This window comes from Solibacillus isronensis (assembly GCF_900168685.1).
Lineage (GTDB): Bacteria > Bacillota > Bacilli > Bacillales_A > Planococcaceae > Solibacillus > Solibacillus isronensis_A.
In genome coordinates, this window is record NZ_FVZN01000006.1 from 26891 (window position 1) to 43347 (window position 16457).

A 16457-nucleotide genomic window follows, 5' to 3' on the forward strand; every position below is an offset into this window, starting at 1 on the left:
TATTAATCATAAGAAATTTCCATAGTAGAATTTCTTTTATTAAGCAAAGTAATTATTTATTCATTTTTATATTTATACTATTATAGTATGCATTGTTTTCCGCATAATAGTACATTTTATTAGTAACTATAGTGAATATTACCATATTACAAGATTTGCTTTCAACCTAATTTTAACAATTACCCTAGGACAAAATTATTAGGTTACTTCCAATTATAGAAATAAAGGAATTTAAAAAATGCATATTTCACCTAATCATACTCTTTTAGCATAGTAATTTTCACGCTATTTTTTCATTATATTTTCCATAAAAAAATTCACTTTTTACATCCACAAAAAATATTTTTCATTTTAAAAAATCTTCCCAACCCAATTTCTTTAAATATGTAGTAAAATAGTTCATAATTGTATAAAATGCTTATAAAGAGGTGTTATAAAGTGGATCCAAGACAAATAGAAGAAATTATGGAAGTCATTAAAGAATTTTTCCCTGAGAATACATCAATTGCTATTTCAGATACAAATGAGTATTTATATTATCAGCCAAGCAAAAAAGTAGACTTAAAAATCAAACCAGGTGACCCGATTAAAGAAGGTTCAGCTGCATACAAAGCATTAACGTATGGTCAAAAAATCAATTCATACATTGAATCTGACGTATTCGGTGTTCCTTATTACGGAATGAGTATTCCTCTCATTGAAGAAGGTGAAACAAAAGGTGCTATTACAGCAATCTTCCCTCAAAAACCTTCTCCATTTTTAACTAATTATATTACAGTAAAAATTGATGACTGCTGGTACCCAATTAAACACAATCAAGTAATTTATCTTGAGACACAATTGCGTAAAACATTTGTAAAAACGATGCACCGTGAAGGATATCACCGCCTGAACTTAAGTGACTTAGAGTTATTTTTAGCTCCTGATTCGTTCATCCGTTGCCACCGTTCTTATATTGTTAATATCGATTATATTGATGAAATTCAGCCAGATTCACACTCGACTTTCCTTTTAATTATGAAAGACGGCACACGTATTCCTGTAAGCCAACGTTATGCTAGCTACTTCCGCCGTTCTTTAGGATTCTAAAATTAATTTAAAGCGACTCGTAAATACGAGTCGCTTTTTTACTTTCCACCCTCGATATTGGTCTTTTGACCTATTTCCCCGACCTTTATTGTGCATATTTGCTAAACAAGTAATAAGTGAGTTTCAAAACCAATCTGTTTTTATCTCTTTTTTACGTTAAATTTCTCTAATAATCACCTTTTAAGCGCTTTTATGTTGGGCGTGAAGTAAATGTGACAATTTGATGATAATATTAGCATAAATGCCGGTTTACTACCTGGTGAAAAACACAGAAAATTACAAAATTTTCTGTTTATCAAACGATTAAATAACTTATTAGGGGAGGATTTATTAATGGATCCACGAGTTGAGAAACGTTTAGGTTTAAAACAATTAGTAGATAAAGTTGTATCTGCTGAAGAAGCTGCTGCTTTAATCCAAGATGGCACAGTGGTAGGGATGTCAGGATTTACTCGCGCAGGTGATGCTAAAGTTGTACCAATGGCATTAGTAGAGCGCGCTAAAAACGAAAAATTTAAAATTGATGTATATACAGGGGCTTCATTAGGTCCTGAAGTTGATAACTACTTAGCTGCTGCTGGTGTTATTAACAAACGTGGTCCTTTCCAAGGGGATGCGGTAATGCGCGGTTTAGTAAACAAAGGCGAAATTTCTTATGTAGACGCTCACCTTTCTCACAATGCTGAGTTAGTACGTCAAGGAATTATCGGTCCTATTAAACACTTAATTTTAGAAGCAGTTGCAATTACAGAAGACGGTTTAATTATTCCTTCAAACTCTGTAGGTAACTCACCAATCTTCGCTGAATATGCAGAGAACATTATTATCGAATTAAATATCTCTCATCCGGAAGCATTAATCGGTATTCACGATATCTATGTTCCAGGTGAACAAGGTAAGCGTGACGCGATTCCAATGACAAATGCTGAGCAACGTATCGGTGAAATCGGTATTAAAGTAGATCCAGCTAAAATTAAAGCAATCGTTATTTCTGAAGAGCCAGACGCTCCTTCATTAATCGTTCCTCCAGATGAGGAAACGCAAACAATGGCAAACATTTTATTAGACTTCTTCCGTTCTGAAATCAAAGCGGGCCGTTTAACAAATGAATTAATGCCATTACAATCAGGTGTAGGTTCTGTAGCAAACGCAGTATTAGACGGCTTCGCTGATGCAGAATTCGAAAACTTGGTAGTTGCTTCTGAAGTATTACAAGATGCAGTATTCAACTTAATTGATGCTGGTAAAGTACGCTTTGCTGCTGCAACTTCTATTACACTTACAGAAGAATTACAGAAAAAAGTATACGGCAACTTAGAAAAGTATGCTGATAAAATTTGCTTACGTCCACAAGAAATCTCTAACCACCCAGAGCTTATCCGTCGTTTGGGCTTAATCTCAATCAACACTGCTCTTGAATTAGATATTTATGGTAACGTAAACTCTACACACGTTTCAGGTACTAAAATGATGAACGGTATCGGCGGTTCTGGTGACTTCGCACGTAACGCTCGTCTTGGTATCTTCGTAACGAAATCATACGCAAAAGGCGGAGCGATTTCTTCAATCGTACCAATGGTTTCTCACGTAGACCACACTGAGCATGATGTAGACGTAATCGTAACTGAACAAGGTATCGCTGATTTACGCGGACTTGCTCCAAAAGAGCGCGTAAAATTAATCATCGAAAACTGTGCTCACCCAGATTTCAAAGAGCAGTTATGGGATTACTATAACCGCGCTTACGAAGCAACTGGCGGCGCGCACACTCCTCATATTTTAGAGGAAGCTCTATCTTGGCACGTAAACCTTGCTAAAAACAAAACAATGAAAAAAGAAACAGCTAACGCTTAATCTTTTATACATGTTAAAGGGTTTGTCTGAACGTTAAAAACGTTACAGACAAACCCTTTTTTTCATTTTAGTTAACAGCATCACTAAGTGCTCCGACATCATATTCATAAAAAAAGGAGGCTACTTTCCCGCCTACCTTGTTTTTATTAAATTCATCGGTTTGCTTACGCTCGTTTGTCCTGTTCATAATTGTAATAATCAGTTGTTGTTTGAGCGCCTTCTTCGACCATTTGGTTACCTTCTAACGTATGATCGGCAACCTCTCCAGCTGTCACTGCAACTTCCTCCAGTGATTCTTTTTTGTAATCATCTTTTCCGACAGAAGCCGATTTCGCCATATTTGTATCTAAATCTCCTGTCGATGATGGATGCGCATCTTCATTACTATAACCAGCAGAACCATCAGGTTTACCTTGAACTTTCTGCATCAAGCCCTGAACTCCACCGCTTTCATTTACTTTACCTTTTGCTTTATTCAAATAGTCCATTGCTTTATCACGGTTTTCCTTTTTACTTAAAAATGAAGCAGCACCTGCTAATAAACCTGCAACTACAACGCCTTTACCTTTTAATTTAGCCATAATAATATTACCTCCTAATTAGGGATTTAATTTCACTTTTCATATAAATTAATATACCCTGCGAAATTCTTTTAAAACATTCGTAGTTATAGGATTAAAAACTACCTGAATTGGATAAATATATATAAATAAAAAATAAAGGAGTGTCCAATATGTTCCAAAACAAAGAAATTACATATAAAGGTACGGAAATTCTTACGCTTCTCGGTGTTTCTGGACTTATTACTGCTCTGATTTCATTATTTGTAGGTTTTTAAAATACATGATAATACATATCGAAAAATGTTTTTAATTCCATAATAAAACACGATTTTCTAAAAATGAAAATCGTGTTTTTCTGTATATTGCTATACTTTTACATCGTCATACGCGTCGCTTTTTTGGAATGAAGAAACGACATATGAACAAATGGCATTCATTTTGTAATTGTTTTCTCGCGCGTAATCCGCAGCGGCATCTAAAAGCTTTTTGGCTACCCCTTGACCGCGCAGCACATCAGATACATACGTATGATCCATATTCATGACACCCTCACGTAAAACCCAAGTAATCTCAGCAACACGCTGACCGTTCAATTCATATTCCAGAGCACCATAGTTGTTCCCTTTGTCTTTATAAATAAATTCCATATTTCTCCCTCCTTCTGTACTTCACAATATACCATAATTTGAATTTTCAATAAAAATAAAAGCACCCGATTTATGAGTGCTTTCATTTAATGACTATTTTATTTGAACCAAGATGAAATTGTATCGATTAAATTATTGAAAAAGTTTTTAACGCTTTGCCAAAATCCTTCATCCTCTAATATTGCACCGAACTTTTCATCGAACTTTGCCGTTAAATCCGAAAGCTGTGATGATAATTTACTGAAGTCGATATTCAGATTACTGATTCGGTCCATTAAATCAACTAAAATCTGACGGTCTGCTTCACTTAAATTGATTTGCAGTTTGTTCAGCTGTTCTTCAACAATTTGCTGAACTTCTTCTTTTGTTGCCGGTTTATTTTCAGCAATTGCTTTCTTAATTTCCGTTAATAATTCTGAAACTTGTGCATCTGAAACTCCTGCCGATTCAGCAATTGATGTAGCAACCGATAATTCATCATTCGCGACATCTGTTCGCTCAATATCTAATGTCTCACCTGTTTTCGCTTCATATGCTTTATAAATCCCGACTAATGCCGAGTGACCCGTTACCGGTTTAGGTGCTGCAATTTCCACAATCGCATCTTCAATACCTGCCGTTAACATGGCATTTGCATACATTTCCGATGTTACTTGTGTAATATTATCTGGTGTTACGATACTAATTGTAAGTCCCTTGCCTGCATCTTGACGTGTAATTTTAGCAGATGAGAACATACGTGAACTTGGGTTGCTATCTTTTATATATTTTGCTAAATCCTGTCCTGAAATTGAAATTTCATCTACTTCTGATTCCTGATCTACACGTAAAGCAGTTTTCACTAATTCCTTTTCATCAGCAGATAAATTGCTTCCATAAACAACGATTGGTACACCGAGTTTTTCATTGATTGGATTTTTTTGTTCTGTAGTCGCCGCAGAAGCGCCCATTGGTAAAACAAAAGAAATCAATAATGCGAATGCTGCAATGACAGCCATCCATTTTTGTCTCATTTATAAATCCCCCTTTACGAATGTATATGTTGTCCAATTTTACTATACATTCTCTAATTAGTACGAATAAAAAAAGTAAAAGGTTTCATATACATTTCCCCTTTTACTTATAATTGTATCTAAACGATTTCTGTCCAGCCGTCTTTTTGTGTAATTTTGCGTGCTTTCATTAGAGTCCCTAGTGCACGTTTAAACGAACCTTTACTCATATTGAACATTTCAGAAATTTCCTCTGGCGTTGACTTATCACCAAATGGCATTTTTCCGCCGACACTTTCCAAATATGCAAAGATTTTTTCAGCATCATCACCTAAGCGCTCATGTTTTCGAGGTAAAAATGAGCCGTTTAACGAGCCATCTTCTTTTACATCAATAATGCGTACTTGCACTTCTTGTCCTAAACGGGGCTCAGCTTTCATTTCCGATTCGTGGACGAAAATACGATAAGGATTTTCAACGCCTAATAAAAACGATCCTACCGGTAATAGACGGTATGGTCGAGCTGTAATGTTTTTATTGAACATTTCTTCCGCTGCGCCTTCATACATGTCATTAACTTTTTCTTCTGTAACTAAACGACCGAATAAATCCCCGTTGCGATCTGTACGTAATGTAATATACAAATGATCTCCTGCTTCAGGCCATACTTCTTCAATAACCGGTAAGTCTTCAGCACGGACTAATACTTCGCGGGATGTACCAATATCACAGAAAGCACCTTCTTTTGTTACTTTCAACACACGTGCCCAACCGTAATCTGCTTCTGTAATATGCGGAATGGCTGTTGTTGCTTGAAGATCTCCACGGCGATCCGTATAAAGGAATACTTTTAAAACATCGCCGATTGCAATTGTTTCTGCTACATCTGATGCATTTAAAGGAATTTCCAATTCACCATTTGTTAAAATATAACGTGATCCTTGCTCTTCCAATACCGTTAATTCCACTACTTGTCCTGATTTTATTAATTGATTCATCATATTCTCCTTTTTCTTGTCAATCATTACATACTATGATTTGATTTCATTTCTTCCAGCTTCTTTGTCATTTGAGGCTCTTCTTCTAAAAGCTGTACAAGATCCGCAATGCGATCAATGGAATTCCAGCTCAAGTGATGTTCAATACCTTCAACGTCTTCATATATACGTTCTTCATCAACCCCTATTAAACGCAAAAATTGTTCCAGCAAATCATGTCGCTGAACAAGTCTCTTTCCTAACTTTTGCCCTTTTGGCGTTAATGTTAAGCCTCTATATTTTTCATATATTAAATAGCCGTCTTTATCCAATTTCTGCACCATTTTTGTAACGGAGGAAGGTAGAACAGATAAAGCTTCCGCAATATCGGACACACGTGCATACCCTTTATGTTCAATTAGTAGATAAATTTGTTCAATGTGGTCCTCCATGCTAGGTGTTGGCATAGCTGTTCCCTCTCTTTCCAATTGCTTCTTTAAGTTTACTACAATTTCACGCAAAAAGTTAACTGAAAACAGTAAACGCTTAAATTACACTGGCTCAGTTTTTTAATAATTCGGCTATGGTTACATAGGAAGCTGATTAGTCAGCTATTGCCGTAATTGTGGCAATTTTAAACAGTCTCCCTACGCTAAAAGGCATTAAAAGAAAAAGGCTATTGCAATTAGTATGCACCTAATTGAATAACCTCTTCATTTTATCTTTTATATAACTTGATCATTACTGCTTATATACATAAAGAAAGCATTGAATTAACTTTTTATGGATGCTTAGGATATTGTTTTACAATGTGAAGTGCGCGGATAATCTGTTTATTGATTTCCTCAAGATTTTCCGGTGTGCTCATTTGCTTAAAAACAGCATCTCTCGTCTCGTTTGATGTAACATAACGAGCCGGCAAAACATTTAAGACAATTGCATTCACATCCATCTCACATTGTTCACAATGACAAAATGTTTGATATTCAACGCCATGCAGCAGAAAACTAACAAGCCCTCTTACAATTTCTTCTGTTACATTTATTAATTTAATACCTGACATTGTCATCTTTCGCCTCATTTATAAAACTAGATTCTCTTCTACAATCATATAACGCCAAGTAATTTAACTCAAACATTTCGATTAGTATATGTGACTTTTTTACTTTCGAATTAAAAACTAGATTTCTATAATTTAGCTCACTTTATAAATACCAGTATACTACTTTTCTACCTTTAATAAGCGCAACGAATTTAAAACAACGATTAATGTTGCGCCCATGTCTGCAAAAATTGCAATCCATAACGTTAGCCAGCCTGGGATGATGAGTAAAATCGCAACTAATTTCAGACCGAGCGCAAATGTAATGTTTTGTTTAATAATATTTAATGCTTTTCTGCTAAGTTTCATTGTATATGGGAGTTTTGAAAGGTCATCTGCCATAAATACAATTTGAGCAGTTTCCAGTGCTGCATCAGTACCTGCACCGCCCATCGCAATTCCAATATTTGCTGCAGCCAATGCCGGCGCATCATTGACCCCATCACCAATCATCGCAACCGACCCGTACTGCTGTTGCAATTCTTTCATTGCCTTTAACTTATCGTGCGGCATAAGATTTGCCCGTATGTCACTTATCTGTAGTTGTTGGGCAATTTTTTGTGCGGTCAATTGTGCATCACCTGTCAGCATAACTGTATGTTTAACACTATTTTCTTGAAGTGTTTGAATAACCTTTTTACTTTCAGGACGAATTTGATCCGCTATCGATAAAATCCCTAAAACACGTTCGTTATTTGCAGCAAGGATTACCGAATGACCATTTGAAGCAAGCTGATCAATTGTTTTTAATAGTTGTTGTGAAACAGTAACAATCGATTGTATCCAAGGAACACTTCCAGCATAAATTACTTCGCCTTGCACTGTTCCATATGCCCCTTTTCCTGTCACGGACTGAAACTCCTCCACAGCAGGGACGGTAACTTTTTCGTCAAATGCCTTTGCTAAAATTGCGCGTGCTAATGGATGCTGCGACTTTTTTTCTACTGCTGCTATCTTTGCAAGTAATGTACGCCAATCTTCGGCATTATTTTCTACTATTATTTCCATTACTTCCGGCTGCCCTTTTGTAAGGGTACCTGTTTTATCGAAGGCTACTGCTTTAATACGACCTAGCTCCTCCAAATATGCGCCACCTTTAATTAAAACACCATTGCGCGCCGCATTCCCGATCGCAGTAACAATTGCTACAGGTGTTGAAATTACAAGTGCACATGGGCAGCCAACTACTAAAACAGCTAAGCCTTGATAAATCCAATGCAGCCAGTCTCCTGTAACAACACTCGGAACGACGGCTACCAGCAAGGCTACTATCATAATGGCTGGTGTATAATACTTGGCAAAGCGGTCAACAAACTTTTGCGAAGGGGCTTTTTCAGCCTGCGCTTCTTCGACTAAATGAATGATTTTTGCAATGGTTGTATCTTCCACCCTTTTTGTTACTTCTATTTCTAAAGCGCCTGCTTCATTTAATGTACCTGCAAAAACTGCATCTCCGATATTTTTTGTCACTGGTAAAGATTCGCCGGTAATTGCAGCCTGGTTTACAGTGGAAATTCCTGCTGCGACAATACCATCCATTGCAATTTTCTGTCCTGGTTTAACAATAAGTATATCCCCAACTTGAATATCTTCCGTCGCCAGCTCCATTTCCCGAAGATGCGTACCATGGCCTCTTTTAATCATGGCAGTCTTCGGTGTCAAATCAACCAATTGAGTAATCGATTGGCGTGCTTTGTTCATTGAGTATGCTTCCAATGCCTCACTAACAGCAAAAAGAAATACGACAATTGCTGCTTCCTGCCATTCACCGATAATCGCTGCACCGATAATCGCAATCGTCATCAAAGTTTTCATATCAAACTCTAAACGCAGTAAATTTTTTATACCTGTTATGAAAATGGGGTAACCTCCAACAATGATAGCAATGGCATATAGACTATTTGCGTACAGTTGCCCTTCGTTAAAAACATAGCTACATATAACACCAATCAAAACAAAAAGTAATGAAAACCCTGCCAACTGATTTTCTCTACGTTTATAAAATGGGACTTTCTCTATTACTTTCCGTTCATTTGCCGGCGTAACTTTAATACCGTCAAATGCTCCGGCAGCTTCAAGTTCTGCAACGGACACATCTCCTGTTACAGTCAATTTTGCCGCTCCAAAGTTCAATTGCACTTTTCTTACGGAATCAATGTCTTTTATATTTCGTTCAAACTTTGCCGCGCAGTTGGCACAAGATAAATTTTCCAGGCGGTATTGTACAGTTTTTTCCACGATAAAATTCACTCCTTCGAATGTTCATAAGCAATCATTACAATTTGATAAACGTGATCATCGGCCAAAGAGTAATAAACCAGTTTCCCTTCCCGAGCGGATTTTGCCAATCCATGCTCCTTTAAATATCTTAAATGATGGGATGCGGTTGCTGTACTCGTTCCAAGAATCGCCGCTACATCGCATACACATAAACGTTCTTCTATTGTGAGCGCAAATGTAATTTTCAGCCGTGTTTCATCTGCGAGCGCTTTTAGAAATTTTGCTACTTTTGACAGTTCCGGCATTTGTCCTCTGACAGCCTCGACCGCCTGTACATTCACCTTTGTTACATCGCAAGTTTCCTTCACTGTTCGCACCTCATTCTAATAGTCGTTTGAATGTATTATAGCTTATGCACATACAACGTTCAAATGAACATTTGAATGAAAAAAGTTGGGGGCAGAAATTAAAACACCCTTTTTCTCATTGAGAAAAAGGGTGTTTTACTTTATTTCTATTCAGCTTTTAATATTAATTCGTAACCATGGTCAACTTCGCCATTGATTTTTGTTTTATGATAGCGCCCGTAAACCCAGTTTGAAGTCTGGTTGTCATACCATTTAGACTTCACATGTCCGCTCTGTCCTGGACCAACAATATGATATGCTGATGATAAATCATCCAAGTCGGCAACAAAGCGCCATGATGCACCGTGATTTACATTTCCGCTGCCATCTTCAGAAGCTGCCTGCACGGTAACACTAGAACCGCCAACCGGTAGTTTTTCAGGGTTGACATAGTCTGCTAAAAAGTCAGATGCGCTTGCTAATGGATGATCAAATGTCAGCTGATTATAGCTGCCCCATTTCCATTTTGAAACAGACGTCCCAAATTTACCTTTAATCTTCGTTACAGCATCCTCGAATGCAGTATAAACGAATTTATCCAATCCGCCTTCTTCTGTAATCCAGACTCCCGGATTACCTGCATATGCATCACGCAGCATTTGGTCGGTGATTTGCGATTTGCCAGGCATTAATTTATAAACATCTTCCGGCATTGCATCTTGGAATAATGCTTTTTCCATATTTTCGATTAAGAAGTGGTATACAAGTGGTGCCCCTTGATCTTTGTCATCGTAATACTCCCATTCTTCCAGAAGGGTAATGACACTCTTGTACTTGCCGTCTTTATCTTGAGCCTTAATCGTTTCAAGCAAGTTTGGTAAAAATTCTTCGGCATGCAAATTCTTTTTATCCATTTGCATACCTTTCATTTCCGCAACAGTCAGCTTTAATAATTCACCTGTTTCCTCATCATACATCGGTGTTTTAATCATCTCTACGATTCGCTCATATCGATAAGGCTGTGCCCAAAGATTTGAAATATGATAAGGGTATTCCTCGCCTACAACTTGATTGTTCGCTGTTGCAATATAGCCTTCTTCCGGATTAATAACAGTTGGCAGCTCATCAAATGGGATATAGCTTTCCCAGCCGTATTCGGACGAGTTCCCCGGCACTGGTAATGAACCTGTACCTTGTTTACGGATTGGTACTAGACCATTTGCTTTGTATGCAATTGTTCCATCAGTTGAAGCAAACACAAAGTTTTGTGCCGGTGCTTTAAAGTCCTCTAGCGCAACTTCAAACTCTTCCCAGTTTGTCGCTTTATTGAAACCTAATACTGCTTTTAATTCTTGTGTTGATTGCAGTGCTGTCCACTGCATAGAAAACTGCTCTTTCATCTGTGTATCTTTTAGCATAATGTTAGAAATGATTGGACCATGGCGTGTTTCCACAACTTCAAAGTCCACCGTTTCACCGTCTTTTACTTTGATCGGTTCTTGTCGTACAGTTGCCTCTTCCCATTCACCGTCATATTCAAATTCATAAGGGTTTTCCGGGTTTGGTTTTTCAATATATAAATCTTGCACATCCGGGTTTACATTCGTTACACCCCATGCAATTTGTTCGTTATGCCCAAGAATAATTCCAGGGATCCCTGCAAAAATTACACCACTTACATTTTGTTCAGGTGATTCCAGATGCATTTGATACCATACAGATGGCGTGCTTAATCCTAGATGCGGATCATCTGCAAGTAATGGCTTACCTGACTTTGTCAGCTCACCACTTACAACCCAGTTATTACTGCCGTTATGTTCTGACGGTAAATAATCTGTCGGAATGGCACTTGCTATATCCGTTTCCAGATTTAAATTCGCTTCAATAATCGATTGAGCATTTTCCGGATACTCTACAAATAACTCTTCAGCTTGTTCTTTTGTATAGTTTTGCATTGCCCATGATCGGAAAGCTTGTTGATTCCAGTTTCCGCCCAAGTCATACGCCATATATTTTCCGATTGTCAATGAATCGATCGGTGTCCAAGCTTCAGGCGTATACCCAAGTAGTTTGAACTCATATGAAAGTTTGCTTGTATCTTTTACTTCATCGATAAAGGCATTTACACCTTCCGCATACCATTCAAGAATTTGTTTTGACTGTGCATCATAGTCATCCCATGATAACTCTGCAGCATGTCGTAAACTGAATGTACGGAAAAACTTATCTGTATTTACTGCAGATTCCCCTACCACTTCAGCTAAAGTACCACTTGCTTGGCGGCGCGCTAAATCCATTTGGAATAAACGATCCTGTGCCTGTACATAGCCTTGTGCACGGTAAAGGTCCGCATCAGACTTGGCCACAATGTGCGGAACTCCTACCCCATCTCTCGTAACTTCCACATCATTATCTAAAATCGATACCGCGAGCTCACCTTCAATGACAGGTTTAGAATTTGCTACGTATAAGTGCAATCCTGCTACCGCTGCACCTCCTACAATAATTAAAATCCCAACTGCCCAAATGACGATGTTTATAAATTTGCGCCCTTTTGACTTTTTCGCCTGTTGTGCCATAAATTCCACCTCTTTTTTTCTGTTTTTTACAAAGCTTTATTATGCTTTTAAAGTTCCGTTTCTATTAGTCTATTCATCTTACACCGTTTTTAATTTTAATACGATAGGGCAATGATCGCTACCTAAAATTTCTGAATGTATAGATGCTTCCTCTACTTTTTCAACAAGTCGGTCAGAGATAATAAAATAGTCAATGCGCCAGCCGATATTTCGCTCACGTACTTTCGCCATATAACTCCACCACGTAAAATGGTCGGTTAAGTTCGGATGGAAATGACGAAACGTATCCGTAAATCCACTTGAAAGTAATTCTGTCATCTTTCCGCGCTCTTCATATGTAAATCCAGAGTTCCCAATATTAGATTTCACATTTTTAATATCCAGTTCACTATGTGCAACATTTAAATCTCCACAATAAATGACGGGCTTTTTCGCATCAAGTTCCTTCAAATATAGTGCCATCCGGTCTTCCCATTGCAGCCGCTCTTCCAAACGAGTTAAATCTCTCTTTGCATTCGGTGTGTATGTATTCACTAAATAAAAGTTTTCATACTCCAATGTAAGGATGCGGCCTTCATCTGCTGCAATTTCATTTTCGATGCCGTAGTACACTGCTAACGGTTCATGTTTCGTAAATACAGCTGTACCGGAATAACCTTTTTTCACTGCTGAATGCCAATATTGATAATATCCTTCCAGTTGAAGGTCAATCTGTCCTACCTGGCATTTCGTTTCCTGGATACAGAAAAAGTCCGCATCCATTTCACGGAAATAATCCAAAAATCCTTTATTTACACAAGCACGAATCCCGTTCACATTCCACGAAATAAATTTCATCTTTCTTACTCCTTTTATGTAACCCATATTAATTATCCATTAAAAAAAAGAGAACCCGCGCTAAATTAGCACGAGTTGAAGTCATTTTATATCGTCCAAGATTAGTCTTCACCGACGATTTTTACTTCCATTTCCAAGTCGATATCGTACTTCTCTTTTACAACACGCTGTACCATTTGAATTGTATCGATATAGTCCTTTGCCGTAGCATTGTTTTTATTGACGATAAATCCTGCATGCTTTGTAGAAACTTCTGCTCCACCGACACCTTTACCTTGCAATTCACTATCCTGAATAAGCTTACCTGCAAAATAGCCTGGAGGACGTTTGAATACACTGCCTGCCGAAGGATATTCAAGCGGCTGCTTCGATTCACGCTGGAACGTTAAATCAGCAATCTTCTCATCGATTTGCTTTTGATCACCGTGTGCTAATTGGAACGTAGCAGACAATACAAAATAGCCTTTTTTTGCAATAATGCTTTTCCGGTAAGAAAGTTCAAGTTGCTCGTTGTTCAGCTCAAGAAGCTCTCCTTCCGGTGTGAGTACTTTACAAGATGTGACGATGTCTTTAACCTCGCCACCGTAAGCGCCGGCATTCATTGCCATTGCTCCACCGATTGAACCTGGAATACCGCATGCAAACTCAAAACCGGTTAAGCTCTGAGCTGCGACTTGTTTTGATACTTCTTTAATCAATGCACCGCTTTGTGCATAAACCGTATCACCTTCAATGCGAATTTCGTCCAATAAAGCAAAATGCAGGACGATTCCACGTACACCGCCATCACGTACGACCATATTGGAGCCGTTCCCCAGCATGAGTAGCGGTATATTATTTTCATATGCATACTTAACGACAGCTGCTGCTTGCTCTTCAGTTTTCGGCAACACTAAAATATCTGCCTTACCGCCAAGTTTTGTCATCGTATATTTTTTTAATGTTTCATTTTTTTTTATATTAGTTGAAGGGATCCATTGTAATAAATCATTTTCCCACTGTTGAATTGTCATAAAAAACATTTTCCTTTCCTGTAAAGCTGACGTACTTTTTAAGTATCTGTTTTTATAACGCTTTTTACAAGTAAAACAGCATGATTTATAACCAAGTTTTCGCCCATATTTCAATTTCTCTCACAGTTTGTTCAAGTGAACGCCCTTTATCCGTTAAATTATACTCAACACGAACCGGTACTTCTGAATACACTTTCCGTTCAACAATACCTTCTTTTTCGAGCTCTTTTAATCGCTCTGACAGTAAGCGTCCACTAATCGGCAATGCTGCTTCGATCGCATTGAAACGTTGAGGTCCTTCCAATAATTGATAAATAATTAAAGCTGTCCAGCGTTTCCCGACTAGCTCCATTGCTTTTGATAGACGCGGACATAGTGCTGACTCTTTCATTTTCTTCACCTCATATTCACTACTCTAAAACTAAATTTATTTAACTGCTACTTATTATATTACCACTTCTCATTAATTACGAAAAGTAAGTAGCTTACTGCCAAGTGAATTTTTATCTTAATACATGCTGTTGACCGACTAAAAAAAGAAGGGAGCTCACAACTTTGTGAGCAACCCTTCTCTACTATATGAATAATTAAATTAAGCTGTTACTTTTGCCAAATTTTGCGCTGCAGCTTTTACTTTTTCTAAGCCATCAGCAATAATTTGTTCAGCTCCAGCTGGATTTGAAGCATGACCTTCGATAATAACTTCATCAATTTTTTCCATACCAAATACGCCACCGATAACTGCATTAATATAGTTTACTGACATTTCTGATGCAGATGCTTGTGGTGTTGAGTAAATACCTCCACGTGCGTTTAATACGATATATTTTTTGTCAGTCATTAAGCTTACTAATTCACCTTGTTCATTGTACTTGAATGAATAGCCAGCGCCATAAGTGTAATCGATGAATGATTGTAATGCTGCTGGAATTGTTAAGTTCCATAATGGGAATGCAAATACTACTACATCTGCAGCTGTTAATACTTCACGAGATTTGTTGAAAGCAGCTAAAGAACCTGCTTCGATTGCTGATAATTCTTCGCCTGCTTGTGCTTTACCGAAAGCGTTGAATAATTCTTGACCGAAATATGGCATATTCTCTTCGAATACATCAAAAGTTGTTACGTTTAAACCTTCATTGTTCGCTATTTCAGCCATGAATGTTTCATACATTTTTGTTGATACGCCATCTGGACGGTTATTTGCTTTTACTACTAATACGTTTGTCATTTTCATTTCTCCCTACTATTTTCAATATTATTTATTTTTGAAATTTTATCTTGTTTTAAAGTATCTCAATTTCGAGGTACTTGTATATAATAAAAGAACAACCTAAAAAAATCAATTAGATTGTCCTCATACTTTAGTCTGAATTCCTATTTCGTGTTTATATAAAAATACGAATCTAGGTAAAATTCCCTGTTCAAACCCTGTTAACTCCTGTTAAATATCACAAGAATCATCGGTACACGCAGCACCGTCTACCCCTTGCATTTTCAAAGGCTTACGTAAACCCATTTCCTGAGCTGCCTTTTCAATCGTTTGTTCAAACACTTCCTGTGGCTGTGCACCTGAAATGCCGTACTTATTATCAATGACAAAGAATGGTACACCGCGTACACCAAGATTTTGAGCGACCGCAATATCTTGCTGCACCTGCTCCATATACTCATTACTTTCAATAACTTGACGAGCTTTTTCTGTCGATAATCCAACTTCTTTTGCTAATGTCAGTAATACCTCAGTTTGTCCGATCGCTTCACCTTCTAAAAAGTAAGCTTTTAAAACGCGCTCGGTAAACTCTTTTTCTTTGCCTTCTGTTTCAGCCCATTTTGCTAAACGGTGCGCTTTTACAGTATTTGCACTTTTCATTTCATCAAAATTGTACTCAAGCCCGACTTCTTTGGCACGTGCTGTAACATTTGCTGTCATTTTCTTCACTTCATCTAATGAGATCTGGTATTTTCGTGACAGTTCTTCATATACAGAGCTTGTCGTATTAACTGGTGTGGAAGGATCCAATAAATAGCTTTTATATGCTACTTCAATCGCATCACCATATCCAAGTTCATCTAATGCGATTTCTAATTGTTTCTTGCCGATATAGCAAAAAGGACATACATAGTCAGACCATACTTCAATTTTCATGCTAATCACTCTCCTTGTCTTGTATTGTAGCGAGCAACTATTCAAAAGTACAATGTTTGAAACTAGCCCCCTAGCTCAGGGAATTTTT

The 16457-nt window shown here is 37.6% G+C and carries 16 protein-coding genes; 2 read left to right on the plus strand and 14 right to left on the minus strand.

Going from position 1 to position 16457, the window contains the following annotated elements; genetic code table 11:
- Window positions 1–438: 438 nt before the first annotated feature.
- Both B5473_RS01310 and B5473_RS01315 read left to right on the plus strand, forming a co-directional pair.
- Window positions 439–1089 carry a LytTR family DNA-binding domain-containing protein gene (locus B5473_RS01310; RefSeq protein ID WP_008405802.1) on the plus strand — a complete coding sequence of 217 codons (651 nt, stop codon included), beginning with the start codon at window positions 439–441 and terminating at the stop codon, window positions 1087–1089.
- A gap of 333 nt (window positions 1090–1422) precedes the next feature.
- Window positions 1423–2943, plus strand: a complete 1521-nt coding sequence (locus tag B5473_RS01315; protein ID WP_079523313.1) for a succinate CoA transferase — start codon at window positions 1423–1425, stop codon at window positions 2941–2943.
- A 164-nt stretch (window positions 2944–3107) separates the two neighbouring features.
- Here B5473_RS01315 and B5473_RS01320 read toward each other — a convergent pair whose 3' ends face one another.
- From B5473_RS01320 to B5473_RS01385, 14 genes are all read right to left on the minus strand, one after another.
- Entirely contained in the window at window positions 3108–3524 is a 417-nt protein-coding gene (locus tag B5473_RS01320) for a 3-oxoacyl-ACP reductase (RefSeq protein ID WP_079523314.1), read from the minus strand.
- Window positions 3525–3871: 347 nt separating this feature from the next.
- A complete protein-coding gene (locus B5473_RS01325; protein WP_079523315.1) occupies window positions 3872–4153 on the minus strand; it encodes a GNAT family N-acetyltransferase in 282 nt (93 codons plus the stop codon).
- 98 nt (window positions 4154–4251) lie between these two features.
- On the minus strand, window positions 4252–5166 hold the full coding sequence (locus tag B5473_RS01330; protein ID WP_079523316.1) for a DUF1002 domain-containing protein: 915 nt from the start codon (window positions 5164–5166) through the stop codon (window positions 4252–4254).
- Between the two features lie 119 nt (window positions 5167–5285).
- On the minus strand, window positions 5286–6143 hold the full coding sequence (locus tag B5473_RS01335) for a CvfB family protein (protein WP_079523317.1): 858 nt from the start codon (window positions 6141–6143) through the stop codon (window positions 5286–5288).
- Between the two features lie 26 nt (window positions 6144–6169).
- Window positions 6170–6589 (minus strand): transcriptional regulator MntR, encoded by a 420-nt coding sequence (gene mntR / locus B5473_RS01340; RefSeq protein ID WP_079523318.1) that lies wholly within the window; start codon window positions 6587–6589, stop codon window positions 6170–6172.
- A 314-nt stretch (window positions 6590–6903) separates the two neighbouring features.
- The gene (locus B5473_RS01345) at window positions 6904–7185 is read right to left on the minus strand and encodes a late competence development ComFB family protein (protein WP_176141996.1); all 282 of its coding nucleotides are present in this window, start codon (window positions 7183–7185) and stop codon (window positions 6904–6906) included.
- 159 nt (window positions 7186–7344) lie between these two features.
- Window positions 7345–9462 carry a heavy metal translocating P-type ATPase gene (locus B5473_RS01350; RefSeq protein WP_079523320.1) on the minus strand — a complete coding sequence of 706 codons (2118 nt, stop codon included), beginning with the start codon at window positions 9460–9462 and terminating at the stop codon, window positions 7345–7347.
- Between the two features lie 8 nt (window positions 9463–9470).
- Entirely contained in the window at window positions 9471–9812 is a 342-nt protein-coding gene (locus B5473_RS01355) for an ArsR/SmtB family transcription factor (protein ID WP_254865215.1), read from the minus strand.
- A gap of 146 nt (window positions 9813–9958) precedes the next feature.
- Entirely contained in the window at window positions 9959–12370 is a 2412-nt protein-coding gene (locus tag B5473_RS01360; RefSeq protein ID WP_079523321.1) for a penicillin acylase family protein, read from the minus strand.
- Window positions 12371–12448: 78 nt separating this feature from the next.
- On the minus strand, window positions 12449–13207 hold the full coding sequence (locus tag B5473_RS01365) for an exodeoxyribonuclease III (protein ID WP_079523322.1): 759 nt from the start codon (window positions 13205–13207) through the stop codon (window positions 12449–12451).
- 101 nt (window positions 13208–13308) lie between these two features.
- On the minus strand, window positions 13309–14220 hold the full coding sequence (gene murB, locus B5473_RS01370; protein ID WP_079523323.1) for a UDP-N-acetylmuramate dehydrogenase: 912 nt from the start codon (window positions 14218–14220) through the stop codon (window positions 13309–13311).
- 85 nt (window positions 14221–14305) lie between these two features.
- Window positions 14306–14611: a winged helix-turn-helix transcriptional regulator gene (locus B5473_RS01375; protein ID WP_079523324.1), complete on the minus strand. Its 306-nt coding sequence runs from the start codon at window positions 14609–14611 to the stop codon at window positions 14306–14308.
- A gap of 201 nt (window positions 14612–14812) precedes the next feature.
- Window positions 14813–15451, minus strand: a complete 639-nt coding sequence (locus tag B5473_RS01380; RefSeq protein ID WP_079523325.1) for an FMN-dependent NADH-azoreductase — start codon at window positions 15449–15451, stop codon at window positions 14813–14815.
- Between the two features lie 213 nt (window positions 15452–15664).
- The gene (locus B5473_RS01385; protein ID WP_079523326.1) at window positions 15665–16369 is read right to left on the minus strand and encodes a DsbA family oxidoreductase; all 705 of its coding nucleotides are present in this window, start codon (window positions 16367–16369) and stop codon (window positions 15665–15667) included.
- Between the last annotated feature and the right edge of the window lie 88 nt (window positions 16370–16457).

Bases quoted from the DNA above. Each gene is read 5' to 3' on its own strand.
- B5473_RS01375 (WP_079523324.1), bottom strand. From the start codon at position 14,611: ATGAAAGAGTCAGCACTATGTCCGCGTCTATCAAAAGCAATGGAGCTA.
- mntR (WP_079523318.1), bottom strand. From the start codon at position 6,589: ATGCCAACACCTAGCATGGAGGACCACATTGAACAAATTTATCTACTA.
- B5473_RS01330 (WP_079523316.1), bottom strand. From the start codon at position 5,166: ATGAGACAAAAATGGATGGCTGTCATTGCAGCATTCGCATTATTGATT.
- B5473_RS01385 (WP_079523326.1), bottom strand. From the start codon at position 16,369: ATGAAAATTGAAGTATGGTCTGACTATGTATGTCCTTTTTGCTATATC.
- B5473_RS01320 (WP_079523314.1), bottom strand. From the start codon at position 3,524: ATGGCTAAATTAAAAGGTAAAGGCGTTGTAGTTGCAGGTTTATTAGCA.
- B5473_RS01315 (WP_079523313.1), top strand. From the start codon at position 1,423: ATGGATCCACGAGTTGAGAAACGTTTAGGTTTAAAACAATTAGTAGAT.
- B5473_RS01325 (WP_079523315.1), bottom strand. From the start codon at position 4,153: ATGGAATTTATTTATAAAGACAAAGGGAACAACTATGGTGCTCTGGAA.
- murB (WP_079523323.1), bottom strand. From the start codon at position 14,220: ATGACAATTCAACAGTGGGAAAATGATTTATTACAATGGATCCCTTCA.
- B5473_RS01335 (WP_079523317.1), bottom strand. From the start codon at position 6,143: ATGAATCAATTAATAAAATCAGGACAAGTAGTGGAATTAACGGTATTG.
- B5473_RS01360 (WP_079523321.1), bottom strand. From the start codon at position 12,370: ATGGCACAACAGGCGAAAAAGTCAAAAGGGCGCAAATTTATAAACATC.
- B5473_RS01380 (WP_079523325.1), bottom strand. From the start codon at position 15,451: ATGACAAACGTATTAGTAGTAAAAGCAAATAACCGTCCAGATGGCGTA.
- B5473_RS01365 (WP_079523322.1), bottom strand. From the start codon at position 13,207: ATGAAATTTATTTCGTGGAATGTGAACGGGATTCGTGCTTGTGTAAAT.
- B5473_RS01345 (WP_176141996.1), bottom strand. From the start codon at position 7,185: ATGTCAGGTATTAAATTAATAAATGTAACAGAAGAAATTGTAAGAGGG.